We start from the raw sequence: 26387 nt of genomic DNA, 5'->3' as shown, positions 1-26387 counted from the left end.
AAAAAGGGGCGTCCTAGAAAGTCAGTTTTCACTGACTTTCTGGACAGCCCCGTCTATTATTTTTGTCTGGGCGAACGGGGCATTCATTTTCCCCGGAACCATCCGTTTTCACGGAACCGGGCAACGGCTTCAATCCGATTGCCGACATTCAGTTTGTCGAGGATGGTGGAAATGTAATTTCGAACGGTTCCTGTAGTCAGGAACAGTTCCTCTGCAATCTCCTTGGTTTCTTTGCCTTTTGCGATCAGTTCCATCACTTCGGTTTCCCTCGCGGTCAGGGGGTTCGGGTTGCTGAATGCCATGTCGACCAGTTCAGGTGCGTAGATTTTGCGGCCGCCTACGATCGATCGGATCGAATCGGCGAGATCTTCACTCGGGCTATCCTTCAGGAGGTACCCGTCGACATGTGCATGGCGGGCCCGCTCAAAGTAACCGGCCCTGGCGAATGTCGTCAGGATGATGATTTTGCATGGATGGTCTTTTAGCTCATCTGCGGCATCCAGACCGGTCATGACCGGCATTTCAATGTCCATGATGCATATATCGGGGTTGTGTGCCCTCACGAGCCGGACTGCCTCCGCGCCGTCAGCGGCCTGTCCGACGACGGTCATATCCTCTTCAAGGTCAAGAAGGGAAGCAAGCGCGCCAAGAAGGAGACGCTGATCTTCCGCAATCACAATCCTGATCATCCGATCCCTTCCTTTCTCCCTTCCTGGATCACATCCGGGACTTCGATGAGCAGGCGTGTTCCGCCCGCAGGCCCGTTACCTTCCACATGAAGGGTTCCGTTGACAAAGTCCAGTCGTTCTCTCATTCCCCTCAGCCCATTTCCCCGTGAAGGCCGTCCGCTGATTCCGATGCCGTCATCGCATACTTCCAATTGAATGCCCGCATTGGTCTCTGAAAGCCGGATTGTACAGGACGAAGCGCCGCTGTGACGGACAATATTCGTGACCGCCTCCATCAGGCACATTCCGAGAACATTATCGATCAGCGGCCCGGGCTTGAACTCATTTGGGTCATTGTTGATGGTGGCGTCGATTTCCGCAGCGCCGAGGATTTGCACGGCTCTGGCCATTTCGATTTCGAGTGTGGTGCCCCGCATGCCGGATACCAGGTCGCGCACTTCCTTCAGTGCGGTCCTGGCGGTCTGCCGGACATCGAGCATTTCCTTTTCGGCACGTTCTGCGTCCCTCCCGGCAAGCTTTGAGGCAAGATCACTTTTCATCCCGATCAGCGAAAGCTTCTGCCCGAGCGTGTCATGAAGATCTCTTGCGATGCGCTGGCGCTCCTCGTGGACAAGAAGTTCGCCGATCAGGCGGTTGGCATCTTCAAGTTTCTCTTCAAGAACTTCCTGGCGGTGCCGGCTGTATTTATGAAAAGGGATCAGGATGACGCCGATCACCGACATGATCAGGAACGAATATTGTGTCCTGAAGATTTCCGGTTCGGTGAAGATGACCAGGACAAGCGCGGCGACGGATGCCGCAATATTAAACGAGTAAAACAGGAAAAACGGTGTCCGTCTCCTGATTTCCCCGATAAACAGGGCCAGGAACAGGAAAAAGTAGATGTAGCCGAATGCCACGGTCAGCGTGAAGCTGATCAGGATTTCGAAGGTCAGACAGGTGTAGCGGACTCCTGTGTTCTGGGTGAAAGAAAATTTGTAGGCCACCAGGAAGAGCGCGAACAGAATGATTCCGATGCCGATCTCTCTTGCTGACATGGTCCTGAAGATGAAGAAGAAGGGCATAATCAAAAAGAAAACCCATGCGTAAATATTGAACCAGCGGTTTTTGGGATACAATTGATACCATTTCTGCACGGATGCCTTCAGTCCCATCAGTCTGTTTTCTGCATTATACCAGACTCCGGAAATGCGGACAGCCGCACCGGATTGATCCGGGCGGCTGTTCATCAGGATTTCCTCGCATCAGGCTTTGGCCGGCTCATGGCTTCGCCCAGTGCGGCGCGTGTGCGTGCCGGCGCGGAGGTCTTCAGTTCACGGAACGTGATGAATCGCTTGTTCGCTTCATCAAACAGCTTGAATCGGAGGGACTCCAGGCTGGTTTTGAGAGTGATGGTCGTCGCTTTCTGCAATGGCTCGACAGACTCATGGGCTTCTTCCAGCTTGTAGTTCGGTACGCGCGGTGCCAGGTGGTGGACATGATGGTAACCGATATTACCGGTCACCCATTGGAGCACGAGCGGGAGCTTGTAGTAGGAGCTTCCGTCAACGGCAGCCTTTACATAATCCCATTCGGACTCATCCTCGAAGTAGGAATCTTCGAACTGGTGCTGGACATAGAACAGCCAGATCCCGAGCATGCCGCCCACAAACATGATGATGCCCTGGATCAGGAGGAATGCCTGCCAGCCGACAAGAAGGGCGGTTACAGTGTAGATCACCACGACTGCAATATTGATGAACCAGGTGTTCCGGCGTTCTTTCGGTTTCGCATCCTTGCGGTTGAAACGGCCGGAGACAAGAAACAGATAAAGCGGACCCAGTCCGAACATGACGATCGGATTTCGGTAGAGGCGGTAGCCGAGCCGCTGGAGCGGAGTGGCTGCACGGTACTCTTCAACGGTCATGACCCAGATGTCACCCGTTCCGCGCTTGTCCAGATTGCCGCTTGTCGCATGGTGGATCGAGTGCTCCCGCTTCCATTTTTCATAAGGGAAGAGGGTCATGATACCTGTGATGGTCCCGAGTGTGTCATTGGCCTTTTTGTTCTTGAAGAACGAACCGTGGGTGCAGTCGTGGAAGATGATGAATGTCCTGACGAGGAACCCGGCTGCGATGACAGACAGTCCGACCGTGAGCCAGACGGAGACCGACAGGCTCATGTAGGCCAGTGCCCACAGGATGAAGAATGGCGGAATGGTGTTCAGGATCTGAATCACGCTTGCCTTTTTGTCGGTTGTTTCAAAAGGCTTCACGCTTTTTCGGAGCTGGATCGTTTTTTCTCTGCTCATGATTTTCCTCCCGGATGGTAGTGATGTTGATACTATCGTACCCAGTAGTGGATTTTGAAAACAGGCACAGGTGTAAACAGTTGCGTATGACAAGTGTCATGGTTGCCCCGGCATGTTCAGGGAAAGTAAACTATAAATAGGAAGAAAACGGGGGGATGAAAATGATCGGGCTGGACAAAATCCGGGAAGCTGCGGAGGAAATCAGTGATGTGGTCCACAGGACACCGGTGCTGACTTCATCGATGCTAAATGCGCAAACAGGAAACGAGGTGTTCCTGAAGGGGGAACATCTGCAGAAGACCGGATCATTTAAGATCCGCGGAGCTTCAAACAAGATTCTGAAAGCGGTGCGCGGAGGTGCACGACACGTGGTCGCTGCGTCTTCAGGCAACCATGGGCAGGCGGTTGCCTATATCGCCGGAAAGTCGGGGGTGCAGTCGACGATCGTCGTGCCGGAAGATGCTTCCCCCGCGAAAGTGGCGGCAATCGAGGCATATGGCGGCCGCGTGATCAGATGCGGGCTCACTTCAGCGGAGCGGATACCGGAAGCACTTAGGATCGCAGAGGAGACAGGGGGCGTGTTTATTCCTCCATATGACGACCCGGACATCATTGCCGGACAGGGGACTGCAGGCATGGAAATTTTATCGCAGGTTCCCGATTGTGAGGCGGTCGTCGTCCCTGTCGGAGGAGGGGGGCTTGCAGCCGGCATTGTCTGTGCCGTCAAACAGCTGAAACCGGACATTCTCGTGATCGGTGCCGAACCTGAGACAGCCGACGATACAAAAAAGTCTCTTGAAGCCGGCAGGCGGATCGCCATCGGGCCGACCCAGACAATTGCAGACGGACTGAGGACATCGATTCCCGGTGAAATGACTTTTCCGATCCTGCAAAATCATCTGGACCGACTTGTCACGGTTTCGGAAGAGGACATCAGCGAAGCCTGCAGGTTCCTGTTCCAGTATGCCAAACAGGTGGTGGAGCCGTCGGGTGCGGTATCGGTTGCTGCGCTGCTTTCCGGCAGGGCGGGTATCAGCGGAAAGAAAGTTGCAGCCGTGCTGTCGGGCGGAAATGTTTCAGCAGGAGGATTTGCGGAAATGCTGAAAATCTGACGGGCAACCTTGGAGTCGTTCATCGAAGTTCCATGACAACAGTCTGTCTCCATTTATAGAAACACCCTTGCCGTGGTACGATGTTATAGATAAAACAGCAGCATGGATAGGAGTGGCACAAATCGATGACAAAGGAAATGACAGAGCAGGAGTTCCTGTCTCTGATCCGGCCGGGAGATGACCTGGTCGTTCCGATTGCCAACGGGGAACCGTTCCGCCTTCTGGATATTCTGGAAGCGCATGCGGATCATTTCGAAGGCGTCAGGATCCATCAGATGCATGTGCTTCGTGAACGCCGCTATATTAAAGGCGAATTTGACGGAAAGCTGAACCATGTGTCTTATTTTCTCAGCGGTGCGACCCGGAAGGCTTACCATAACGGCACCATCGAACTCGTTCCGAACAACTTTTCCGATGTTCCGTATCTGCTGAGGCGGACCACCAAACTATCACTGGTCATGGCCAAGGCCTCTCCGATGGATGAACACGGATATTTTTCACTCGGAACCAATGCAGACTATGTCGCGGAATTTATCGGGAACGTCCCGTTTGTGCTCGAAGTGAACGAAAACATGCCGAGGACATTCGGACAGAACCAGATTCACATCAGCCAGATCAAAGGCTATATCCGCCACGATGAGCCTCTCTATCACGCTGAAGCCCCGCCGGTGACCGAGAAAGATATTGCCATCGCCGAAAAAGTCGTGGAGCGGATCGAAGACGGGGATACCATCCAGGTCGGAATCGGCGCCATCCCGAATGCCGTCCTGTCGATGCTCAAAGATCACCGCCACCTTGGAATCCATACGGAGATGCTGACGAGCAGTGTCGTTGACCTATACAATTCCGGAGCAGTGGATGGCACGAGGAAAGCAACCAACCGGGGAAAGATCGTTTGTACATTCGCACTCGGTGATCAGAAACTGTACGATTTCCTCCACGACAATCCCGGTGTGGAATTTCAGCCGGTCCATATCGTGAACAATCCGGCGAAAATTGCGCTGGAGGACCATATGGTCTCGATCAACGCCTCAACTGAAATCGACCTGTATGGCCAGGCGGCTTCCGAAACGGTCGCGGGCAAGTACTATTCACTGAGCGGCGGCCAGGCGGACTTTGCAAACGGCGTCCGATTCTCAAAGTACGGCAAGGGATTCATCTGCCTGCACTCCACTGCAAAAAATGATACGCTGTCGCGGATCAAGGTGGCCCTCGCGCCCGGCTCGGTCGTGACGACGTCCAAAAACTCGGTCGGTTCCATCGTCACCGAGTACGGAATTGCAGACCTGTACGGCCAGCCGTTTTCCGAAAGGGCGCGCCGGCTGATCTCCATCGCCCATCCCAAGTTCCGGGAAGAACTTGAGTTTGAAGCGAAAAAAGCCGGTTTCTTTATCTGACACCCGGGAGAGAGCAACATGGGAAAAAGAAAGCTGTATTCCTGCATCATGAGTGCAGGGGAGGGGCAGTCCGCATTGTGTACGGGCACTGCGGGCGGTAAAGGGGAATGAGCGTCTACTATCAATTGATTTTGTATGTGCATGTATTCAGCGCAGCTCTTTCTATCGGGCCGTTCTTTGTCCTTGTCCCACTGATCGGACGGATGAGGTCAGCCGGTCAGGACGCCCTGGATGTCCAATTGTCGGTTTTCCAATCGGCGGTCCGGATCGTCAAGCACGCCGGCCATCTTCTTGTCCTATCGGGCGTCCTTCTGATTGTTTTATCCGGATACAGATGGACGGATTCATGGGTGGCCATGACGATTCTGGTCATGTTCGCCTCCATCGTTTTTCTTGCACGGGCATTCAAGCCTGTCATCCGGGAGATCAAGATAGACGGGGCCGGCCGGCAGCGGCTTTTGTCGGTCCTGAACAGAAATCTTTGGTCGTATATTCTGCTGCTGATGCTCATGTTGTACTTCATGGTCGTCAAGCCGGATTTCTGGTAAACCGAAAACGGGACGGACCGGTCAAAATGACCGGCCGTCCCATTTTTGTTGGTTAGCTTTGCCTTTACATGCAGGATTGTCCTTGGGTTCGTACCGATATAGTGAAAGGATTACAGAGCTCGGTCATCCACTGAATCGAGCCATTCGGTGATGGGGCCGATGACCGATTCGATGCAGCCGTCCTCAAAAGGCGATAGGAGGTTCGCTTCCTTTACCAGTTCGGTGAATGGGAGGGAGCCGCCGAGCCGGCAAAGGTTCAGATAATCGGCCCATGCCGCGTCACGTTCTTCCCGGGACCGCTTCCAGAATTGCAGCGCACAGATCTGGGCAAGGCAGTAATCGATGTAGTAGAACGGCACTTCATAGATGTGGGCCTGGCGCTGCCAGAATCCGCCCTCTTCAAGGTATTCGAGGCCTTCATAATCTCGATGGGGAAGATAGTCGGTCTCGAGTTTCCTCCAGGCGGCTTTTCTCTCCTCAGGCGTCATTCCCGGGTTTTCATAGATGATATGCTGGAATTCATCGACAGCCACTCCATACGGCAGGAACAGCAATGCCGAACTGAGATGGCTGAATTTATATTTCTCGGTGTCTTCCTTGAAGAATTGTTCCATCCATGGCCAGGTGAAGAACTCCATGCTCATCGAATGGATCTCGGCCGCTTCACTGGTCGGCCAAATATATTCGGGCACCCCGATCTCCCGGCTGGAGTAGACCTGGAATGCATGGCCTGCCTCATGCGTCAGGACATCGATGTCATCGGATGTGCCGTTGAAGTTTGAAAAGATGAACGGGGAAGCATAGTTATCAATGTATGTGCAGTAGCCCCCGCCTTCTTTTCCTTTCTTGGCGATCAGATCCATGAGGTCCCGCTCCATCATGAACCTGAAAAACTCTGAAGTCTCCGGAGAAAGTTCATCGTACATCTTTTTTCCGTTTTCGATGATCCAGTCCGGATCTCCCTTTGGTACTGCATTGCCGGTGACAAAGTTGAGTCCTTCATCATGGAAGGTTAGGCGGTCCGCTCCGATCCGTGCCGCCTGCCGCTCGTACAGGCGGGTGGCAAGAGGCACGATATGCCGCTTGACCTGTTCGCGGAAATTCTTCACCATCTCCCGGTCGTAGCCGATCCGGTTCATTCTCAGGTAACCGACTTCGACAAAGTCTTTGTAGCCGAGGGTCTGTGCAATCTGATGACGGACCTCGACCAGTTGCCGGTAAAACCCGTCAAACTCTTTTTGGTGCTCGGCAAAAAAACCGAATCGTGCTTCATTGGCCGCTTTTCGTATTGCCCGGTCTGTCGATTGGGTATAGGGGCCGAGCTGGGCAAGTGTGAGAGTTCTTCCGTCGAACTCAATCTGTGCAGAAGCGATCAGTTTGGCGTATTCGGAGGCCAGCTTGTTTTCCTTCTGGAGCAGCGGAATCGCTTCTGCCGAGAAAGAGCGGATTTTCTGGTCAGCGATCGTGAACAGTTGTGTGCCCCAGCGCTTTTCAAGCTCTTCCCGGAACGGGCTAGCAACCAGCTCCTTGTAGAAGGCGGTGTTCAGTTCGTCAAACTCAGGTCCGATGTCATTGAAAAAGTCACGCTGCTTCTCATAGTAGGCATCATTGGTGTCGATGGAGGAGCGGATGTACACCAGATTGGAGGCAGTGGAAAAGTCGTTTGCCAGCCGGTTCAGTTCTTGTATTTCCTGGTCCTGGGCATCGGCAGTACCGGCTTTCCGGAAATTGGCGAGATGTTTGTTCCACTCCGCCTTGAGCGCTTCCATATCCGGCCGCTTATATTCGTAGTCTTTGAATGTGGTCACCATTGCACTCCCTCTCGAGAAAATGTCTTCCTCCCCATTTTTGATGAATACGGAAAATTTTGCAATGGTATTTGGCGCTGGGTCGAGGGAAAATCTTTCGCCGAAAAACCCCCTCCCGAAAATGCGGGAGGGGGCTTGTGCCGTTCAGCTATAGAGTTCAAGTGCATTCATAAGAGTAGCCTGTGTTTTGATGCCCCGGAATTCAATGCCGAGCTGCACGGCGGTCTGCGCGATTTCCGGGCGGATGCCCGAGAGGATGGCTTCCACACCGATCAGCCGGAGTGCGTCAATCAGCTGGAACAGCTGGTGGGCAACCATCGTATCGACGATCGGCACGGCCGACAGATCGATGAAAAGCATGTCCAGCTTTTGCTTGGCCGCCTGCTCAAGACCGGTTTCAAGAATGATGCGGGCACGGTATGTATCAATGTCCCCGACCAGAGGCAGGATACCGATACCGCGCTTGACCGGAATGACCGGGCTGCTCAACTCGGTGATCATCTGCTGCTGTGATGAGAGAATATTCTTATGGGCCTCTTCAAAGTGACGCGCGAAATTCTCCATGATAAAGTCGAATGCGTCATTGACAAGATTGCTCCAGTAGAAAGCATCCTCAATAGAGAATTCCTGCTTTTCGGAAAGTATATAGTTTTTCACGCTGTTCCAGTAATCGGTCCGGATTACCCGGAACTGTGAGATGGTTTCATGCATGGTCACACCGCTTTTTACCCAGTCCGCGGCAACGGATCCCGACCATTCATCAATATGTACTTTAAATTCATTGTTGCTTTCAACGAAGATCCGGCTGACGGCTTCGATCAGCTTATCATGCTGAAGATGGAGCTTGCCTTTGTCCCCGGCATGAAAGACGGATTCCGCTCCGCCGCCAGCGCTCCGCTCGAGCCACTCTTCCGCCAGCTCTTCCTTCCTGCCGATGATATACTCGTAGATGTCCTCCCGCTTTCCCACACTATAACAACCTTTCGTCATTTATTTTCCGATAGTCCTGCATCCGCCTCCTATTTTAAAGCAACACAGAAGGCGATGCACGGGATAAGGTCGGAGCAATGTCTTTTCCAAAGGACAGGTTACCGTTATAATGTGAACTGAAAAGAATTCTCAGCCGCATCTAAATAGGAGTGAACTTATGTTGGAAAACGGACATGAAGTATTTGATATAACGATTATCGGAGGAGGCCCTGCCGGACTCTTTGCTTCTTTTTATGCCGGCATGCGGGAGATGAAGGTCAAGATTCTCGACAGCCTTCCTCAGCTTGGCGGCCAGCTATCGGAGCTTTATCCGGATAAATATATTTATGACGTCGGCGGCTTTCCGAAGATTCTCGCGAAAGACCTCGTGGCAAACCTGACCGAGCAGGCACAGTACGGCAAGCCGGAAGTGTGCCTCGGCGAAACCGTTCTGGCCGCGAACCGGGATGGCGATCTGTTCGTCATCGAGACGGATAAAGGCGTCCATTATTCCCGTACGGTACTGATCACCGCGGGCGTCGGAGCATTCCAGCCGCGAAAGCTGAACGTGGAGGGAGCCGAGTCCTTCGAAGGGAAAACCCTGCATTATGGCGTGAAGGACCTGTCAAGCTTTAAGGGTACTGAAGTCCTCGTATGCGGCGGAGGCGACTCCGCAGTGGACTGGGCGCTGATGCTTGAAGGCGTGGCGGACAAAGTGACCCTTGTCCACCGCCGCGAACGCTTCACGGCACATGAAACGAGTGTCACGAAGCTGCATGAGTCGACAGTCGAAGTGAAGACATCCCACAATGTCAAAATCCTTCAGGGGGAAGAGGGCCGGCTTGATGAAGTCGTTCTGGTCAGCAAGGAAGGCGACGAAACAAAACTCCATGCCGACCATGTCATTGTCAACTACGGTAACGTCTCTTCCCTCGGTCCGCTTAAAGAGTGGGGCCTGGAGATGGAGAAAAACTCGATCGTCGTCAATACGAAGATGGAGACCAATATCGAAGGGATCTACGCTGCGGGCGACGTGACCACTTACGATGGCAAAGTCAAGCTGATTGCCGTCGGCCTCGGGGAAGCCCCGATCGCCATCAACAACGCAAAGGCTTATCTGGATCCGAAGTCCCGTGTCCAGCCGCTCCACAGCACATCCGTATTCAAATGACGGGAAGGGAGCAGGCAGAGGCGGTGATCCGTTACATCCGGACCGAACGTTCGATCCGTCGCTTGCAGCAGCGGACAGAAGACGTCGAATGCGAACTGATCCTGACGAAAGATGCCGTCATTTCTTCAGAACGTGATTTTCCGCTGTGGAAAGTATGGGATATCAGTGCAAGGACAGCATCGGGCAGATACTGGTTTTTGTACCTCCATACGGATGAAGGCGTGTTCGCATTCCGGACGGAAGAACCGCCGGATGGTTTTATCGGCAGATACAACAAGTTGAAGAATTGAACAGACAGGCCCGCCAACCGGATGGCGGGCCTGTTTTCCGTTGTTTCCCGCTACACATCCGGTGCGTTTTTTGTTATATTGGTGTGTGGCATTTTTAATCTTAAAGGAGAAAGGGAATGGTGTCGGATTATGGGAAAATTCACACACAGAGTCCTCTTGTATTATAAATATGTGCCGATTGAGGATCCGGAAATTTTTGCGGAAGAACATCTCGAGTTCTGCAAAGGACTTGGACTGAAAGGCCGGATTCTGATCGGCAGCGAAGGCATAAACGGAACGTGCTCCGGCACGATTGAACAAACACAAAAATATATGGATGCGATGCATGCTGATGAACGTTTCAGCGACATGGTATTCAAAGTGGATGAGGCGGAAGGCCATGCATTCAGAAAGATGCATGTCCGCCACCGCAAAGAGATCGTCAACCTCAGCCTTGAGGAAGATGTGGATCCAAATGAACTGACCGGTGAGTATCTGGAACCCGCGGAGTTTCTTGAGCAGATGCAGCGTGATGACGTCGTCGTCCTTGACGCCCGCAATGATTATGAATATGACCTTGGCCACTTCCGCGGCGCGATCCGTCCTGAAGTGGAAACATTCCGCGACCTTCCGGAATGGGTACGCGAGAACCGCGAGAAGTTTGAAGGCAAGAAGATTTTGGCCTACTGCACCGGCGGCATCCGCTGCGAGAAGTTCACAGGCTGGCTGAAGCGTGAAGGCTTCGAAGATGTGGCGCATCTCCACGGGGGCATCGTCTCCTACGGAAAAGACCCTGTCGCCAAAGGCCAGCTCTGGGACGGCCAGTGCTATGTATTCGATAACCGCATCGCAGTGCCGGTCAACCAGGTTGAACACGTCGTTGTCGGCCGTGACCACTTTGATGGCACGCCATGTGAGCGTTACGTCAACTGCGCTAACCCTGAGTGCAACAAAAAGATCCTGGCGTCAGAAGAAAACGAGCTGCTTTATCGCCGCAGCTGCTCCGACGAATGCCGTGAACATCCGCGCAACCGCTACTTCCTTGAAACCGGTATGACCGAAGCGGAATGGCAGGAGAAAGTCGACGAACTCAAAGCCCAACAGGCATGATTCTGGAACCCGCGCACCGGCGCGGGTTTTTTGATGCCTAAGAAAACCTGTTTTGCCCGCACGGTTTCTTAAAGACTTGAAAATCGTCAACTGCAATGACCTACAGTGCTATACTGGTGAAGTTGATTTGAATTTGGAAGGATGGAAACTGTTTATGGAATGGAAAAACATATATCGGGGCCTCATGATGGGCATCAGCGATCTGATTCCCGGGGTCAGCGGTGGGACGATTGCCCTGATCCTCGGAATTTACGATCGTCTGCTGTCATCCATCAGCGGATGCTTCAGCAAGGACTGGAAAAAGCACCTCCTGTTCCTGGTCCCGTTGGGAGCGGGTATTGGAGCGGCCCTGCTGCTGTTCAGCCGGCTGATTGATTATTTGCTGACGTATCATATCGTTCCGACGCAATTCTTCTTTATCGGGCTTGTCCTCGGTGTCTTGCCTTTTCTGTCAAGAGAAGCGGGTATGTCACGGAACTTCCGCCCTTTTCACTACTTGCTCCTTATCGTGGTCGGAATCGCGCTTGCGGCGACCGCTTTCCTGAGTCCGGCAGAAACTGAACCGATTCGTGAACTGACGGCTTCCAATGCCCCCGGCCTGTTTTTTGCAGGCTGGCTCGGCAGCATGGCTATGCTTCTGCCGGGGATCAGCGGTTCGTTCATTCTGTTGTTGCTCGGTGCATATTCAACCGCGATTGCAGCATTGTCTGACCTGAACCTGCCGATCATTGCGGTGATCGGTGCGGGTGTAGGAGTCGGCTTTATCATCAGCAGCAAAGTGATCCACTATCTGCTCAGCAGAATCCCTACCGTGATGTACGCCATCATCATCGGCCTGATCGCAGGTTCGGTGTTTGTGATTTTCCCTGGGCTCCCCGGAGATTTCCTGACCGGGCTGATGAGCCTGCTAACATTCCTCGCCGGTCTGTTTTTGACGGCAGTGATCGGCAGGGCGGGGAAGAATCATGAAGTACGATGAATAGGGAAAGAACGGTACGTGCGCTTGCACGCACCGTTCTTTTTTTGTATAACGGATAAAAGCTAGTGAGTGGGAGGGGTTTGAGATGTGCGGAAGGTTTACGCTATATATTCCGTATGGTGAACTGATCGAGCGATTTGGGATCACCCGGACATTTGAAGAAGAGGAATATTTTCCGAGCTACAACATCGCACCGACCCAGCAGGTGGTCGCCGTCATCAGTGATGGCAGGGAAAACCGGATGGGCAAACTGCGCTGGGGGCTTGTCCCCAGCTGGGCAAAAGATGTGAAAATCGGCAGCCGAATGATTAATGCACGGGCGGAAACCCTGGCGGAAAAGCCGAGTTTCCGTCAGGCATTCGAGAGGCGCCGCTGCATCATTCCGGCCGACTCATTCTATGAATGGCAAAGGGATGGTGAGATCCGAAGGCCGATGAGGATCAGGCTTAAGGACGAGCCGGTGTTCGGAATGGCAGGACTGTGGGAGACCTGGATCTCACAGGAGGGAGAAAAAGTCCACACTTGCACGGCCATAACGACCCGGCCGAACCGGCTCATGGAGAAGATTCATGACCGCATGCCCGTCATTCTGGATAAGTCCGATGAAGCAGAGTGGCTGAACCCGGACAACCGGGACACCGGATCACTGAGCCGGCTGCTTGTCCCATTTGAAGCGGACAGGATGGAAGCTTACGAAGTCTCACCTGATGTGAACTCACCAAAGAACAATAGCCCGGAACTGATCGTGCCATACTGCTGATTTGGGCGGATACTGTCGTCATTATGGATGAAACTGCTCCTCTCTTGCTCAGTTAAGCGATTCTTCTTCTCTAAACTTCAGAATACTAGTATAATATTCACAACTATAGGTCGGAAAATTAAGGCTTTGGGTCGGGTGGCGCGACTTAAGGCTCGATTTTTTTACAGGAGAGCGGGTTTTAAAATGGAAAACACAGAGCTGTTCCAAGCAAATATCACTGGATATCTTTATACGGTATTGCATATCGAGAGCGGACATTATTGCATGATTGCAAACGGAGAAAAAGAATCCATCAGGCTTCCTTCACCATTGGATCACTCTGTCCACGACACGGCCCATTTTCGGGATCTGCCAATCTTCTTTGAAAGAATCCGTGAATCACATGCAGGCGGTGAGTTCATCCCGTTCTCTATAAGGGGAAAAGATGATTCGCAGTCTCCGATGTATGTGGAGCATCTTGAGCGGCTTGATGAGCACCATGTTCTGCTGAAAGCCATTCCGATCAGGAATGCTTCCGTTGAACTGGCAACGTCCAGTACTCCGGCAGCCTGGAGCAGTCCGTTTTTTGAATACATGGAGGAAGCGGCAGTCCTCTTAAAAACAAATGGCGTGGTCATGAAAATCAACTCTGCCTTCACGAAGGAATATGGCTGGACTGAAAAAGACCTTGTAGGCGGAAAGCTTCCCTACGTACCGGATGATCTATTGGAAGAGTTCCAGATGATCCGGCTACAACTGTTGGCAGGAGAAAAAAAGATCAATCTGGATACGGTGAGGCTTAAAAAGGACGGCACCCGTGTGCCTGTCAGCATCCGTGCATATCCGGTTTTTGACAGTGATGGTCGCCTGGTCGCCACTACAGCCATGGTCATCTCCAAAGAATCGGCAGCAGCGTCACAGTCTTTGATCAGGCTTCAGGAACGGATCATCAAGGATCGGGACCAGCTCATCATCGATATTATGGAGAATACAGATCTCGGAGTCGGCCAATACGACTTTATCCGCAATCGTTTCGTCTATCTGAGCCCGGCAATCAAGAACCTGTTCGAGCTGGAGCTCAATGAAATTTATGCGGATGCCCTTTCATTCCAAAAGTATGTCCATCCGGAAGATCAGGAAGAAATGGCCAATATCCTTTGCAATCCGGACTCATCCGGCGAGATGGAGTATCGCCTGATTGTGCCCGGAAAAGAGCTGAAGTGGCTCCGTACAAAATCCGTCCCGATCCGGGATAGTGACGGCCGGGTCATTCGGCTGATCGGATTCACACAGGACATCACCAAGCAGAAGTTTACGGAAGAGATGAATCTGAAATGGGAAAAGCTCGGCATGGTCGGTCACCTGGCCGCAGGAATCGCCCATGAAATAAGGAACCCTCTCACATCCATCAAAGGTTTCATGCAGCTGATGAATGAAACGGATTCTTCCGGTGCCTACACCGACATCATCATGGACCAGTTGGAGCGGATCGAACTGATTGTGGATGAACTGCTTATGCTGGCGGAGCCTCATCAGGAGGATGAACTGCTGCCGACTGACCTGAAAAGGGTGCTGTCGGAAGTCAGTCATCTTCTCAAGGCGGAGGCCAGGATGCATAATTGCACAATCAAATTTGAATTTCCGGAAGGTCCGCTCCGGGCCATCTGCAATATGGATGAGATCAAGCATGTCATCATCAATCTCGTTAAAAACTCCTATGAAGCCATGCCGGGTGGCGGGACGGTTTACCTTTCAGCCTGGGAAAGCGAGGCAGGGCCAATCATAGAAGTCCGCGATGAAGGAATCGGCATTCCTGAGGAACGTCTGCCCCGTCTCGGAGAACCGTTTTATTCCAATAAAGAGAAAGGCACCGGCATGGGCCTTATGAAGAGCTTTAAGATCATGGAGCGGCACGGAGGTACGATCGAATTTGAAAGCGAGGAAGGGAAGGGCACGACGGCCAGAGTCCGGCTGCCGCGCGAGAGCGAATCTACCAAATCGTAATCTGCTATTTTAAGAGTGTAATATAATGTTTTCGTTTCTTCATCGATTTGTTACTCCGCTGTAACATAGGCGTGGTAGAGTGGGTGTCGTTGAAGAAAGGAGACATTTACCATTATGAAAAAAAGCTTGATTGCGCTGACGGCAGCGCTGACCCTGGGTGCAGGTGCGGGAACCGCTTCGGCTGCGGAGCATACGGTCTCCAAAGGTGATACACTCTGGTCCATCTCTCAGGCCAATTCTGTCACAGTCGCACAGCTGAAACAGTGGAATTCCCTTTCCTCTGATCTGATCCATCCCGGAGATGTCCTGACGACCTCTGCGGACAGCAAAGCAGCTCCAACCCAAACACAACAGAAAGCGCCTGCTGCATCGAAACAAGTAGCATCCGCTTCCGCATATACCGTTAAAAGCGGCGATACGCTTTATCGCATCGCGACCAACCTTGGAATGAGCGTCAACACGCTTATGGGGCTGAATGGCCTCAGCAGCTCGCTCATCCATCCGGGACAAGTCCTGAAAGTATCCGGCAAGGCCGTACAGGCAAGCGCGTCCAACACAGCGTCCGCTTCCAAGCCTGCACCGTCCGCGGCGCGTGAACTGTCTGTCCGCGCAACTGCCTACACGGCATACTGCAACGGCTGCTCCGGTGTCACGGCTACAGGCATCAACCTGAGAGCCAACCCGAACCAGAAAGTCATCGCAGTGGACCCTAAAGTCATTCCGCTCGGAACGAAAGTATGGGTTGAAGGCTATGGTGAAGCCATTGCGGGAGACACAGGCGGCGCCATCAAAGGCAATCGCATCGATGTCTTTATCCCGAACAAGAGCCGCGCGCTGCAGTGGGGATCCAAGACAGTCCAAGTGAAGATCCTCAACTGATAGGGAAATGAAAACAGCCATCCGCAACATCTGACAATCAGATGGGCGGATGGCTGTTTGATGTCCTGAAAAGGAGGTTTCACACGGCACTCCTGCGTTTCATGCCGGACAATGCAAAGGCGGACACCGCCAGAAGCACCGCTCCGGTCAGCAAAAACGCGCCGCGGGCGTCAAGGCCCAGGAGCCCGATCAGTCCGGATCCCGCGACCACGCCGATCGAGAAAAACGCGTAAAAGTATCCATAGGCCTTCCCGCGGTAATGCGGATCTGTTGAATCGATCAGCAGGGAGTTGACGGAAGGAAACAGGAACGCAAACCCGACGCCGTATAGGGACATCGCCGCATAAAGCAGCGGGAGCTGTACGGCCGCGGACAAAAAGAGCATGCTGGCTCCCATGAGGGCGATGCCGAATGAGAGCGTTGCCTCAGGCCTGACCTGATCGAACAGCCGGTTGGTCGGGAGAACAAAAATCAGGATGGCGACAACGCCGAATACGCTGAGCAAAAGGCCGCTCGTTTTTGTATCGTATCCAAGCGCTTCGACACGGAGCGGCAGGACAAGTGCGAGCGCACCCTGGGAGAACATCAGGAAAAAGGCGCCGGCAAATGCCCGGATTACACCGGGGTGCCGGAACAGGGCCTTTACCGGGAAATGCCCGGAAGAGAAATTTTCCTGCTTTTCTTTTTGTTTTCTGCCGCCGCGGAGGATGAAGACGGCAAGAACGGCAAGTGTCAGGAGAAAAGCGCCGTTCATCATCATGATGAACGGTGCGCCGGTTCTGGAAGCGACGATGCCGCTCAGGGCAGGCCCGGCAATCGCGGCAAGTCCGACAAAAGCCCCGGACAGTGCGGAGTTCCTGCCGCGTTTGGATCCTTCCGACCGGTTCGCGATGAACGTGAATGCAGCCGGAACAATCAGGCCTTCCATGAAGCCATGGACAACCCGGACCGCCAGAAGGGCATTCGGCGTGTCCGCGGGCGTGTAGAGGAACAGGGCGGCCGAAGATAACAGCAGCCCGGCGACGAGGATCGGAAACGGCCCGAGCCGGTCAGTCGCAAACCCGGAGAGGACATTGCCGATCGTATTAGCGAATGAATAGATTCCGACGACCAGACCGGTGACAAAGGGAGTGGCGCCGAGAAGAACGGCATGAGGGCTCATCACCGGCAGCTGGCTGAACAGGTCAAAAAATGAGAAGAAAATGATGAAGTAAATGAAGACACGCATGGCCTGGCCTCTTTCCGGATCATGGTAAATTTACTTTATCATGAGGGCTGCCGGACGTCATCCATTTGAAAGCCGGTTGTTTAGCCATTCCGGCCGGAGGCAATAGTAGTAATGTTTGCCCGATCTATCATATTCAAAGGAGTGGTTCGGATGGATTCGATTAAATTGGCGGTCATTCACTACAGCTCGACCGGAACCAATCACAAATTGGCACATTGGGCAGGTGAAGCGGCACAGGAAGCAGGTGCGGAAGTCAAGGTGCTGAAGGTAGCCGAAACGGCTCCCGAGGCGGCGATTTCATCCAATCCCGCCTGGAAACAGCATTACGACTCGGTCAAGGATGAACCTGAAGCCAAGCCGGAGGACCTGGAATGGGCGGATGCCATTATCTTCAGTACCCCAACGCGCTTTGGAAGCAAGTCGGTGCAGATGCAGCAGTTCTTTGACCTGACCGGCGGTCTCTGGGCACAGGGCAAGCTCGTCAACAAAGTTTGCAGCGCCATGTCCTCCGCCCAGAATCCGCACGGGGGCCAGGAAGCGACGATCCTCTCCCTTTATACGTCGCTGTTCCACTGGGGCGCCATCATCGCTGCTCCCGGTTATACGGATCCTTCCATTTTCGCGGCCGGCGGCAACCCGTACGGCACGAGTGTGTCGGTCGACCAGGACGGCAATATGGTCGAAGGGGAAGAGCAAATCAAAGCGGCCGTCCAGCACCAGGCCCGGCGCACGATTGAAGTCGCCAAATGGGTCAAGCAGGGTTCCAGCGGCTGAATCCGAACATTGTGTGAACCGCCTCCGTTTCGGGGGCGGTTTATTCATGTGTTGGAAGGAGAGGGAGGCAGAGCCGACGTATAATAGAAGTAAAAGAAGGTGGAGGGTGATCCGATGAATGCTGTCGTCCGCAAATCCGCAAATCCTGTCTGGCTGATCCTGCTGCTGCTTGTCCTCGGTTCCAATCTGGTCCTTTACCGGACTGAGTTCGGCGGCACCGTGCTTTCCGGGGCTTCGGAGGCGGTTGTGATCGGCTCCCTGATCGACCTGGCGATCGTGGCACCGCTTCTGTTCCTTGCCTGGAGAAGAGCGATTACACTGAAGGGCTTTCTGTTCGGGTCGGCTTCCGGCCTAATTGTTGCCCGGTTTCTTATTCCTGCCGAATGGCTGGGCAGCTATACGCCGATCACCTATATCGGATTTGCCGCAGAAGGCGCACTGATCCTGCTTGAACTGGTGCTCGTCGTCTCCCTGTTTGTCTACCTGCCAAAAATCATCCGGACAACCAGGGAGGATCAAAAGCCGCTCCTCTTCGCATTCCCTGCTGCCGTCGACAGCCATATCCGGAGCCACCCGATCGTACACGCATTCTGCTCAGAAATGCTGATGTTCTATTATGCATTCGGAGCTTGGAAAAAGAAGCCGCTGCCTGCTGAAGATGCATTCACCCTCCACCGGAACACAAGCCATATGGCCATGCAGCTGATGCTCATCCATGCCATTATCATTGAAACGATCGGCATCCACTGGTGGCTTCATGAAAAATCGCTTGTCCTATCGATCATCCTTCTTATCCTGAACGTTTATTCGGTCATTTACCTGATCGGGGACATGCAGGCGGTCCGGCTGACTCCTGCGGTTTTCGGCCGTGACCGGCTTTACCTGTCCCTCGGCATGTCCAAACGGATGGAAATCCGCTATTCCGACATTGCAGAAGTGGTCACAGAGGAGGAAGCACTGTCCGGTAAATTGTCGAAGGACACCGCAGAGTTCATCGCCAGAGACTTTGAAGAGGCCCGCCCGCGTGTCCTCCTCAAGCTGAAGGAGCCGGTATATGCGACATTATTGATGGGGATCCGAAGACCGTATACGGCTGTTGCAGTCAGGACGGATGAAAAGGACAGGTTCATCAGGCGGCTGAAAAACGAGCTGGATTGTGACTGATCGCCGATCGTCTTTGATTGTCTTTTCCCGAAATGTTTTGAAAACGCATGCTCCATCCACTATAATTTGATTGACACATGTTTAGGAGGTCGAAGTAATGGTCCAGCTTGACGAACAGCTACAGATGTTAAAAGACCTGACAGATGCAAAAGGGATTCCGGGCAATGAACGGGAACCCCGGGAAGTGATGAAGCGCTATATCGAACCGTTTGCCGATTCAATCGGCTATGACGGCCTCGGCTCGCTGATCGCGGAAAAGAAAGGTGACCCGGAAGGACCGCGCGTGCTGGTGGCGGGCCACCTCGACGAAGTCGGCTTCATGATTTCGAAAATTGACGATAAGGGATTCCTCAGTTTCCAGACAGTCGGAGGCTGGTGGTCGCAGGTCATGCTTGCTCAGCGCGTGACGATCGTGACGCGTGACGGCCGCGAGATCACCGGAGTCATCGGCTCCAAGCCGCCGCATATCCTGTCTGCCGATGCCCGCAAGAAGCCGGTCGACATCAAGGAGATGTTCATCGACATCGGCGCCTCATCAAAGGAAGAGGCGATGGAATGGGGCGTGCGCCCGGGAGATATGGTCGCCCCTTACTTTGAATTCACGGTCATGAACAATCCGGATTATCTGCTTGCCAAAGCCTGGGACAACCGGATCGGCTGCGCCATCGCCATTGACGTCCTGCGAAAACTGAAAGACGAGAAGCACCCGAACACCGTCTTTTCCGCAGGGGCCGTCCAGGAAGAGATCGGCCTGCGCGGTGCGCGGACAGTCGCTGCCAAGGTTAAGCCGGATATCGGCTTTGCCGTTGATGTCGGCATCGCTGGAGATACGCCGGGCGTTTCGTCCAAAGAGGCATCCGGCAAGATGGGCAAAGGGCCTCAGATTGTCCTGTTTGACGCATCGATGGTCTCCCATAAAGGACTTCGCGACCTGGTCGTGGATACGGCAGAAGAACAGGGCATCCCTTATCAGTTTGAAACGATCCCGGGTGGCGGAACGGATGCAGGCTCCATCCATCTGGCCAACGAAGGCGTGCCGTCCCTCGCGATCTGCATCCCGACACGCTACATCCACAGCCATGCGGCGATGCTGCACAAACAGGATTACGAGCACGCTGTACAGCTGATCGTAGAAGTCATCAAGAAACTGGACCGCGAAACCGTCGACCGCCTGACATTCGAATAAGCAGGAAACTCCCCGCCATCCCTAATCGGTTGGCGGGGAGATTTTTTGTGAGTGGATTTTCAAGAAAAAAATAGAAAATGGTCATAAAGAACCGCTTGATTTAATATTTATACAATTGTATAATGATGCAACAAGATGAATAAACGGAAGGGTGAGTTGAATGTTCATGACGGGGATGCAGGAGATGGTATTGGTTGAAAGCCTGAAGGGAAAAGATCTGCTGGCACTGGACCAGCTTTCGGGCGATGAAGTAAAAGGCCTGGTGGAACTGGGTGTTGTACTGAAAAAGCTCGGTTCGGAGGGCCGTTATCCGAAGCTGCTCGCCGGGAAGATCCTTGGAATGATCTTCGAGAAACATTCGACGCGCACCCGGATTTCATTCGAGTCCGGCATGATCCAACTCGGTGGGCATGCGATGTACCTGAATTCGCGAGACATGCAGATCGGCCGCGGTGAATCGGTCTACGACACGGCGCATGTGCTGTCCGGCTACCTGGATGCAATCATGATCCGCGCCAACAAGCATACGATGGTGCAGGAACTGGCGGACGAAGCGAGCATTCCGGTCATCAATGGCCTGACGGATATCTACCACCCTTGCCAGGCACTTGCCGATCTCCTGACGGTGCGTGAAGTAAAGGGCGCACTGGAAGGCCGAAAGATCGCCTATGTCGGTGACGGGAACAATGTGGCCCACTCTCTTATCATCGCCGCAGCCCATACAGGAATGGAAATTGCAGTTGCGACGCCGGAAGGCTATGAGCCGTCGCCTGATGTGATGGAAACAGCCGTCGCCATTGCCGGCAAGACCGGAGGGCAGGTCAGCTGGACCTCCGATCCGGTCAAGGCGGTCAGCGGGGCGGACGCCGTCTACACCGATACCTGGACCAGCATGGGGCAGGAAGAGGAAACGGCTGCAAGGCTGCAAGCGTTCAAGGGCTTCATGGTTGATGATGCGCTGGTCAAACATGCGAAGGAGGACTACATGTTCCTTCACTGCCTGCCGGCCCACCGCGGCGAAGAGGTATCGGCATCCGTCATTGACGGTCCGAATTCTTACATCTTCCAGCAGGCTGAAAACCGCCTCCATGCACAAAAAGCGGTTCTTGCATCAATTCTTTAATTGAACACGAAAAAAGCCGCCGGAGCCGGCGGCTTTTCCAATTGCCTTATTGGACCTTTTTGCCGAATGCGCTTTCCAGGTCGGCCAGGACGTTCTGCTTTTCGGCCGGATCGGCATGCTGCCAGAACTTTTCGAAGATCACGCCGAGACCGGGCAGGAGATGTTCCTCGCCCCGGGAAATGGCGTCGTCGATGACGCCCCGGATGTCTTCTGCCGAGTTCCCCTGCATGTTGGCCGTGATGGCATCACGGATCTGGAAGTTCATGTTCATCACCCTCCTGCGGAAAGGTTTTCCGTTTTGCTCGCAGCTTATACCTCCGTTTTGCTACACTAAAGCAAATAACGGATGACGGAAGGTGTCATAGATTGAAGCGGATTGAATCCACACAGAACTCGCTTGTGAAACATTTGAAAAAACTGGTCAACACCCGAAAAGAACGGGACAAAACGGGAGAATTCCTTGTGGAAGGGGAACACCTGGCGGAAGAGGCGCTTAAAAAAGAAGGTACGGTACTGGCGCTGATTGTCAGGGAAGGCGTCACAATACCTGACTATTGGGAGATTGACGAGGTCCAGCTGATTGAGATTACTTCGCAGGTCGAACGGGAAATCACGGATACCGAACATCCCCAGGGAATCTACGCACAGTGCCGGATCCCGGAAGTGACGGAGGCCGAGCAGGAGGGTTGGAAATCCCTGCTTCTTGTCGATGCCGTACAGGACCCCGGCAATATCGGCACGATGATCCGCACAGCCGACGCAGCAGGCATCGATGCGGTGATCCTCGGGAAAGGAAGCGCCGATCCGTATGCGCCGAAAACGGTCCGCTCCGCTCAAGGCTCGCATTTCCATCTGCCTGTAATCCGGGGAGATCTCCGGGAAACGGTTCCCGGGCTGAAAAGCAGGGGAATCCCGGTTTACGGCACGGCACTTGAAGGTGCGGTCGCCTATGATGAGCCGGGAAAAAGCGACATGTTTGCGCTGATTGTCGGCAATGAGGGGAGCGGAGTCGATCCGGAACTGCTTGCCGAAACCGACAAGAAACTCATGATCCCTCTCCGGGGACTTGCCGAATCACTGAATGTGGCGGTCGCGACGGGGATCCTTCTCTATGCACTGCGTGACTGAACCGGCTTGACCACGGGCAGAACATTCCGATATACTGGAAAAGTAAATGACCAAAGACATTGAGCGGGAAGAGTAGGCTGCCCATCGGATGACAGGGAGCCGGCGCCAGGGACTGGAAGCGCCGGTGATCGGAAGGCGCCGAAGTTCACCCCGCAAGTTGCCGCCGGGACCAGCATCAGCTGTAAAGGCGAGCCGGCACACAGCCGTTATCCTGTCCAGAGTGACCGCACCCGTGTGCGGTAATCAGGGTGGTACCGCGAGTTCAGCCTCGTCCCTTTTATGGGGACGGGGCTTTTTGTATGCCCGCAAACGCAAGGACAGGCGGCAGTCTGGTTAACGAAAGGAGAATCCGAATGGAGCAGCAACTGCAGCAGTTGAAAGATGAAGCGCTACAGGCCATTGCATCAGCGGCCGACGTGAAGTCACTGAATGATGTCCGGGTCAAGTATCTGGGCAAGAAAGGGCCGATCACGGACCTGCTTAAAGGGATGGGCAAGCTTCCCGCTGAAGAGCGCCCGAAAATGGGTGCGCTTGTCAATGAAGTGCGCGGCGAAGTGACCGCAGAGCTGGAAAGCCGGATGGCAGTGCTTGAGGAAGAGGCGGTCGCGAAGAAATTGGATGCGGAGTCGATCGACGTGACGCTTCCGGGCACACCGGTCAGGACCGGAAACCATCATCCGCTCACACGCATCATCGAGGAGATCGAAGACTTTTTCATCTCGATGGGCTATGAAGTCGCGGAAGGGCCGGAAGTGGAGAAGGACTACTATAACTTCGAAGCACTGAACCTGCCGAAGGGCCACCCGGCACGTGACATGCAGGATTCGTTCTACATCACCGAGGACATTCTCCTCAGAACCCATACCTCTCCGGTTCAGGCACGCACAATGGAAGCCAAACAGGGCAAGCCGTTCAAAATCATCTGCCCGGGCAAAGTATACCGCCGTGATAACGACGACGCGACACACTCCCATCAGTTCACACAGATCGAGGGGCTCGTCGTCGGCGAGAATATCCGGATGAGTGACCTGAAAGGGACGCTTGACCGCTTTGCGAAAAAGATGTTCGGGGAAGATCGGGAGATCCGTCTCCGTCCGAGCTACTTCCCGTTCACGGAGCCGTCTGTCGAGATGGACATTTCCTGCTTCAAGTGCGGCGGTTCTGGCTGCAATGTCTGCAAAAAAACTGGCTGGATCGAGATTTTGGGAGCCGGCATGGTCCACCCGAACGTGCTGCGCATGGGCGGCTATGATCCGGATGTGCATTCCGGATTCGCATTCGGCATGGGACCGGAGCGGATCGCAATGCTGAAATACGGAATCGAGGACATCCGCCATTTCTATACGGATGATCTCCGGTTTATCGGACAATTCCGCAGGACGGAAGGCTGAGGAGGGCGACACATGAAAATTTCACTGAACTGGTTAAGCGATTATGTTGATATTGAAGGCGTGGAGCCGGCTGAGCTGGCAGAGAAGATCACGAGGTCAGGCATCGAAGTGGATGCCGTAGATAACCGCTCGGAAGGGCTGAAAAACATCGTTGTCGGCCATGTGCTCGAGTGCAGTCAGCATCCGCAGGCGGACAAGCTGAACATCTGCCGTGTCGATGTCGGTGAGGAAGAGCCGAGCCAGATCATCTGCGGTGCACCGAACGTTGCCGCCGGCCAGAAAGTTGTCGTTGCGCGGCCTGGCGCACGCCTTCCGGGCGGCGTAAAGATCAAGAAGGCGAAACTGCGCGGCGAGGAATCCCACGGCATGATCTGCTCGCTGCAGGAACTCGGATTTGACGGAAAGGTCGTCCCGAAAGCCTATGCATCCGGCATCTATGTGCTCCCTGAAGATGCACGTCCCGGGGAGGATGCACTCGGCCTGCTCGGATTGGATGACACGGTGCTCGAACTCGATCTGACTCCGAACCGCTCCGATGCGCTCAGCATGCTCGGCGCAGCCTATGAAGCCGCTGCAATTCTCTCCAAAGACGTGAATCTTCCCGAAACGGCACATGAGGAATCGGCAGAGCCGGCGTCCGGTCTCCTGAATCTCCGTGTCGATGCGGCGGAAGCCAACCCGCTATACGCGGCCAAGGTGGTCCGGAATGTCAAAGTCGGGGAATCCCCGGAATGGCTGAAGGCGCGTCTCATGGCTGCCGGCGTCCGTCCGCTCAACAACATTGTCGACATCACGAACTATGTCCTGATGGAGTACGGCCAGCCGCTTCACGCATTCGACTATGACCGGCTCGGCACAGGCGAGATTGTCGTCCGGCATGCGGCAGAGGGTGAAGTCATCGAGACGCTTGACGGTACGGAGCGGAAGCTCGAACCGCATCACCTGCTCATTACGAATGGCCGCGAACCGGTCGCCATCGCCGGGGTCATGGGCGGAGCGAACTCCGAAGTCCATGATGGCACCACGACAGTTGTGATCGAAGCAGCTTACTTCAGCCCGGCATCCGTCCGGAAAACCTCACGCGAACTGGGCCTCAGAAGCGACGCCAGCACCCGCTTTGAAAAAGGAGTCGACCCGAACCGTGTCATCGAGGCCGGAGAACGTGCCGCAGCCCTCATGGCCGATCTGGCGGGAGGCGAAGTGCTTTCCGGCACGGTCCTGTTCGATGAACTGGACAAAGAGCCGAAGCGGGTCACCGTTTCCCCAGACTTCATCAACGAGCGTCTCGGGATGAAGATTCCGTTTGAAGAAATGGAAGAGATCCTGCGCCGGCTTCAGTTCCCGTACGAAGCGGTGAACGGGCAGTTCGTCATCGACGCCCCGACACGCCGTGTGGACATCTCCATCCCTGAGGACATTGTGGAAGAAATCGCGCGCCTGTACGGTTATGACGAAATTCCGGCGACACTGCCGGTGACGGAGTCGCTGCCGGGCGGACTCACCCCATATCAGGATAAGCGCCGCACGGTCCGCCGCTATCTGGAGGGGGCGGGACTTTATCAGGCAATCACCTACTCCCTGACATCGGAATCCGAATCGCAGAAGTTTGCGCTTGAGACTGCACCGGTCACCCGGCTGCTCATGCCGATGAGCGAAGAGCGGAGCACGCTCCGCCAGAGCCTGCTGCCGCACCTTCTGGATGCGGTCACCTACAACACCGCGCGCCAGACGAGTTCGGTTGCGCTCTATGAAGTCGGCTCCGTCTTCCTCGGGGAAGGCGAAGATGGCCTGCCGACCGAAGTCGAGCACGCTGCCGGCGCCGTTACGGGTGAATGGTCCGCAGCCGGCTGGCAGGGCGGACAAAAGAGGGTGGACTTCTTTGCGGTAAAAGGCATTGTCGAGGGACTTGCCACGGAACTCGGCCTTTCGGACAAATTGTCCTTCCGCAAAGGCGAAATGGACGGTCTTCACCCGGGCCGTACTGCCGATGTCCTGCTGGACGGCGAGCGGGTCGGCATCATCGCCCAGCTGCATCCGTCCGAACAGAAAGCGCGCGACCTGAAGGATACCGTCGTCTTTGAACTGAACCTGCAGCGCCTGCTGAGGGAAGAGACGGAACCGCTCCTTTACACGCCGGTGCCGAAGTTCCCTTCGATCAGCCGGGATATCGCGCTTGTCGTGCCGAAGGCCGTTCAGGCAGCGGCACTGGAAAGCACCATCCGGACCAATGCCGGAAGCATCCTGAAGGACGTTCATGTATTTGATGTGTATGAAGGCGACCGGATGGAAGAAGGCATGAAGTCGATTGCATTCTCGCTGACTTACCTTGATCCAGAACGCACGCTCACGGACGAGGAAGTCTCCGAAATGCACAACCGGATCGTGGCTGCCCTTGAATCCGAAGGCGCACAGATCCGAAACTGATGATC

General features: G+C 54.3%; 24 protein-coding genes and 1 other annotated feature. Of the genes, 17 read left to right on the top strand and 7 right to left on the bottom strand.

The genetic code is table 11. The features are described 5' to 3' along the window. Window positions 1–83: 83 nt before the first annotated feature. From C772_RS14590 to C772_RS14580, 3 genes are read right to left on the bottom strand one after another with little or no spacing between them, the layout of a single operon-like run. Window positions 84–689: a response regulator transcription factor gene (locus C772_RS14590; protein WP_008301220.1), complete on the bottom strand. Its 606-nt coding sequence runs from the start codon at window positions 687–689 to the stop codon at window positions 84–86. Continuing rightward, on the bottom strand, window positions 686–1918 hold the full coding sequence (locus C772_RS14585; protein ID WP_008301219.1) for a sensor histidine kinase: 1233 nt from the start codon (window positions 1916–1918) through the stop codon (window positions 686–688). The genes C772_RS14590 and C772_RS14585 overlap by 4 nt, the downstream gene beginning before the upstream one ends. Beyond that, window positions 1918–2979: a fatty acid desaturase gene (locus tag C772_RS14580; RefSeq protein WP_008301218.1), complete on the bottom strand. Its 1062-nt coding sequence runs from the start codon at window positions 2977–2979 to the stop codon at window positions 1918–1920. The genes C772_RS14585 and C772_RS14580 overlap by 1 nt, the downstream gene beginning before the upstream one ends. 161 nt (window positions 2980–3140) lie before the next feature. Here C772_RS14580 and C772_RS14575 point away from each other — a divergent pair, with 161 nt between their 5' ends. From C772_RS14575 to C772_RS14565, 3 genes are all read left to right on the top strand, one after another. Next, window positions 3141–4091: a threonine ammonia-lyase gene (locus C772_RS14575; protein WP_008301213.1), complete on the top strand. Its 951-nt coding sequence runs from the start codon at window positions 3141–3143 to the stop codon at window positions 4089–4091. Window positions 4092–4216: 125 nt separating this feature from the next. Further along, window positions 4217–5488: a propionyl-CoA--succinate CoA transferase gene (locus C772_RS14570; protein ID WP_008301212.1), complete on the top strand. Its 1272-nt coding sequence runs from the start codon at window positions 4217–4219 to the stop codon at window positions 5486–5488. 107 nt (window positions 5489–5595) lie between these two features. Next, window positions 5596–6036, top strand: a complete 441-nt coding sequence (locus C772_RS14565; RefSeq protein WP_008301210.1) for a hypothetical protein — start codon at window positions 5596–5598, stop codon at window positions 6034–6036. A gap of 110 nt (window positions 6037–6146) precedes the next feature. Here C772_RS14565 and C772_RS14560 read toward each other — a convergent pair whose 3' ends face one another. Together C772_RS14560 and C772_RS16995 are read right to left on the bottom strand one after the other, a co-directional pair. After that, window positions 6147–7847 carry a M3 family oligoendopeptidase gene (locus C772_RS14560; RefSeq protein WP_008301209.1) on the bottom strand — a complete coding sequence of 567 codons (1701 nt, stop codon included), beginning with the start codon at window positions 7845–7847 and terminating at the stop codon, window positions 6147–6149. A 141-nt stretch (window positions 7848–7988) separates the two neighbouring features. Then, complete coding sequence (locus C772_RS16995; protein WP_326977108.1) at window positions 7989–8813, bottom strand: STAS domain-containing protein; 825 nt, start codon at window positions 8811–8813, stop codon at window positions 7989–7991. A 178-nt stretch (window positions 8814–8991) separates the two neighbouring features. Between C772_RS16995 and C772_RS14550 the strand changes: the two genes are divergently transcribed. The 7 genes from C772_RS14550 (at window position 8992) to C772_RS14520 (ending at window position 15964) form a co-directional block, all read left to right on the top strand. Next, on the top strand, window positions 8992–9984 hold the full coding sequence (locus C772_RS14550) for an NAD(P)/FAD-dependent oxidoreductase (protein WP_008301205.1): 993 nt from the start codon (window positions 8992–8994) through the stop codon (window positions 9982–9984). Window positions 9985–10007: 23 nt separating this feature from the next. Then, entirely contained in the window at window positions 10008–10274 is a 267-nt protein-coding gene (locus C772_RS14545; protein ID WP_035002565.1) for a hypothetical protein, read from the top strand. A 129-nt stretch (window positions 10275–10403) separates the two neighbouring features. Next, window positions 10404–11363 carry an oxygen-dependent tRNA uridine(34) hydroxylase TrhO gene (gene trhO / locus C772_RS14540; protein WP_035002563.1) on the top strand — a complete coding sequence of 320 codons (960 nt, stop codon included), beginning with the start codon at window positions 10404–10406 and terminating at the stop codon, window positions 11361–11363. A gap of 154 nt (window positions 11364–11517) precedes the next feature. Beyond that, window positions 11518–12342, top strand: a complete 825-nt coding sequence (locus C772_RS14535; protein WP_008301199.1) for a DUF368 domain-containing protein — start codon at window positions 11518–11520, stop codon at window positions 12340–12342. An 85-nt stretch (window positions 12343–12427) separates the two neighbouring features. Next, window positions 12428–13102, top strand: coding sequence for an SOS response-associated peptidase (locus C772_RS14530; RefSeq protein WP_008301198.1), 675 nt, complete (start codon window positions 12428–12430; stop codon window positions 13100–13102). 264 nt (window positions 13103–13366) lie between these two features. Further along, entirely contained in the window at window positions 13367–15085 is a 1719-nt protein-coding gene (locus C772_RS14525) for a PAS domain-containing sensor histidine kinase (protein WP_160162852.1), read from the top strand. 114 nt (window positions 15086–15199) lie between these two features. Next, on the top strand, window positions 15200–15964 hold the full coding sequence (locus C772_RS14520; protein ID WP_008301196.1) for a LysM peptidoglycan-binding and 3D domain-containing protein: 765 nt from the start codon (window positions 15200–15202) through the stop codon (window positions 15962–15964). A gap of 79 nt (window positions 15965–16043) precedes the next feature. Here C772_RS14520 and C772_RS14515 read toward each other — a convergent pair whose 3' ends face one another. Beyond that, a complete protein-coding gene (locus C772_RS14515) occupies window positions 16044–17192 on the bottom strand; it encodes an MFS transporter (RefSeq protein ID WP_008301195.1) in 1149 nt (382 codons plus the stop codon). Window positions 17193–17342: 150 nt separating this feature from the next. Here C772_RS14515 and wrbA point away from each other — a divergent pair, with 150 nt between their 5' ends. The 4 genes from wrbA (at window position 17343) to argF (ending at window position 21439) form a co-directional block, all read left to right on the top strand. Continuing rightward, on the top strand, window positions 17343–17966 hold the full coding sequence (wrbA, locus tag C772_RS14510) for an NAD(P)H:quinone oxidoreductase (RefSeq protein WP_008301194.1): 624 nt from the start codon (window positions 17343–17345) through the stop codon (window positions 17964–17966). Window positions 17967–18080: 114 nt separating this feature from the next. Next, a complete protein-coding gene (locus C772_RS14505) occupies window positions 18081–19130 on the top strand; it encodes a hypothetical protein (protein WP_008301187.1) in 1050 nt (349 codons plus the stop codon). Between the two features lie 97 nt (window positions 19131–19227). Continuing rightward, window positions 19228–20316, top strand: a complete 1089-nt coding sequence (locus C772_RS14500; protein ID WP_008301185.1) for a M42 family metallopeptidase — start codon at window positions 19228–19230, stop codon at window positions 20314–20316. 160 nt (window positions 20317–20476) lie between these two features. Further along, entirely contained in the window at window positions 20477–21439 is a 963-nt protein-coding gene (gene argF / locus C772_RS14495) for an ornithine carbamoyltransferase (protein WP_008301184.1), read from the top strand. 46 nt (window positions 21440–21485) lie between these two features. On the opposite strand, the gene sspI is transcribed toward argF, so the two are convergent. Then, complete coding sequence (gene sspI, locus C772_RS14490) at window positions 21486–21704, bottom strand: small acid-soluble spore protein SspI (protein ID WP_008301183.1); 219 nt, start codon at window positions 21702–21704, stop codon at window positions 21486–21488. Between the two features lie 101 nt (window positions 21705–21805). On the opposite strand from sspI, the gene C772_RS14485 reads away from it, so the two are divergent. The 3 genes from C772_RS14485 (at window position 21806) to pheT (ending at window position 26382) form a co-directional block, all read left to right on the top strand. After that, window positions 21806–22567 (top strand): TrmH family RNA methyltransferase, encoded by a 762-nt coding sequence (locus tag C772_RS14485; RefSeq protein ID WP_008301182.1) that lies wholly within the window; start codon window positions 21806–21808, stop codon window positions 22565–22567. Window positions 22568–22617: 50 nt separating this feature from the next. Continuing rightward, window positions 22618–22846 (top strand) — a binding site (T-box leader). A 74-nt stretch (window positions 22847–22920) separates the two neighbouring features. Beyond that, window positions 22921–23958, top strand: a complete 1038-nt coding sequence (pheS, locus tag C772_RS14480; RefSeq protein ID WP_008301181.1) for a phenylalanine--tRNA ligase subunit alpha — start codon at window positions 22921–22923, stop codon at window positions 23956–23958. 12 nt (window positions 23959–23970) lie between these two features. Next, complete coding sequence (gene pheT, locus C772_RS14475) at window positions 23971–26382, top strand: phenylalanine--tRNA ligase subunit beta (RefSeq protein ID WP_008301178.1); 2412 nt, start codon at window positions 23971–23973, stop codon at window positions 26380–26382. Window positions 26383–26387: the final 5 nt, after the last annotated feature.

This window comes from Bhargavaea cecembensis DSE10 (genome assembly GCF_000348905.1).
In the GTDB taxonomy this organism is placed as follows: Bacteria; Bacillota; Bacilli; order Bacillales_A; family Planococcaceae; genus Bhargavaea; species Bhargavaea cecembensis.
This window is presented reverse-complemented; position numbering and strand designations above follow the sequence as displayed.

Bases quoted from the DNA above. Each gene is read 5' to 3' on its own strand.
- C772_RS14590 (WP_008301220.1), bottom strand. From the start codon at position 689: ATGATCAGGATTGTGATTGCGGAAGATCAGCGTCTCCTTCTTGGCGCG.
- C772_RS14585 (WP_008301219.1), bottom strand. From the start codon at position 1,918: ATGAACAGCCGCCCGGATCAATCCGGTGCGGCTGTCCGCATTTCCGGA.
- C772_RS14580 (WP_008301218.1), bottom strand. From the start codon at position 2,979: ATGAGCAGAGAAAAAACGATCCAGCTCCGAAAAAGCGTGAAGCCTTTT.
- C772_RS14575 (WP_008301213.1), top strand. From the start codon at position 3,141: ATGATCGGGCTGGACAAAATCCGGGAAGCTGCGGAGGAAATCAGTGAT.
- C772_RS14570 (WP_008301212.1), top strand. From the start codon at position 4,217: ATGACAAAGGAAATGACAGAGCAGGAGTTCCTGTCTCTGATCCGGCCG.
- C772_RS14565 (WP_008301210.1), top strand. From the start codon at position 5,596: ATGAGCGTCTACTATCAATTGATTTTGTATGTGCATGTATTCAGCGCA.
- C772_RS14560 (WP_008301209.1), bottom strand. From the start codon at position 7,847: ATGGTGACCACATTCAAAGACTACGAATATAAGCGGCCGGATATGGAA.
- C772_RS14550 (WP_008301205.1), top strand. From the start codon at position 8,992: ATGTTGGAAAACGGACATGAAGTATTTGATATAACGATTATCGGAGGA.
- trhO (WP_035002563.1), top strand. From the start codon at position 10,404: ATGGGAAAATTCACACACAGAGTCCTCTTGTATTATAAATATGTGCCG.
- C772_RS14535 (WP_008301199.1), top strand. From the start codon at position 11,518: ATGGAATGGAAAAACATATATCGGGGCCTCATGATGGGCATCAGCGAT.
- C772_RS14530 (WP_008301198.1), top strand. From the start codon at position 12,428: ATGTGCGGAAGGTTTACGCTATATATTCCGTATGGTGAACTGATCGAG.
- C772_RS14525 (WP_160162852.1), top strand. From the start codon at position 13,367: ATGATTGCAAACGGAGAAAAAGAATCCATCAGGCTTCCTTCACCATTG.
- C772_RS14520 (WP_008301196.1), top strand. From the start codon at position 15,200: ATGAAAAAAAGCTTGATTGCGCTGACGGCAGCGCTGACCCTGGGTGCA.
- C772_RS14515 (WP_008301195.1), bottom strand. From the start codon at position 17,192: ATGCGTGTCTTCATTTACTTCATCATTTTCTTCTCATTTTTTGACCTG.
- wrbA (WP_008301194.1), top strand. From the start codon at position 17,343: ATGGATTCGATTAAATTGGCGGTCATTCACTACAGCTCGACCGGAACC.
- C772_RS14505 (WP_008301187.1), top strand. From the start codon at position 18,081: ATGAATGCTGTCGTCCGCAAATCCGCAAATCCTGTCTGGCTGATCCTG.
- C772_RS14500 (WP_008301185.1), top strand. From the start codon at position 19,228: ATGGTCCAGCTTGACGAACAGCTACAGATGTTAAAAGACCTGACAGAT.
- argF (WP_008301184.1), top strand. From the start codon at position 20,477: ATGTTCATGACGGGGATGCAGGAGATGGTATTGGTTGAAAGCCTGAAG.
- sspI (WP_008301183.1), bottom strand. From the start codon at position 21,704: ATGAACTTCCAGATCCGTGATGCCATCACGGCCAACATGCAGGGGAAC.
- pheS (WP_008301181.1), top strand. From the start codon at position 22,921: ATGGAGCAGCAACTGCAGCAGTTGAAAGATGAAGCGCTACAGGCCATT.
- pheT (WP_008301178.1), top strand. From the start codon at position 23,971: ATGAAAATTTCACTGAACTGGTTAAGCGATTATGTTGATATTGAAGGC.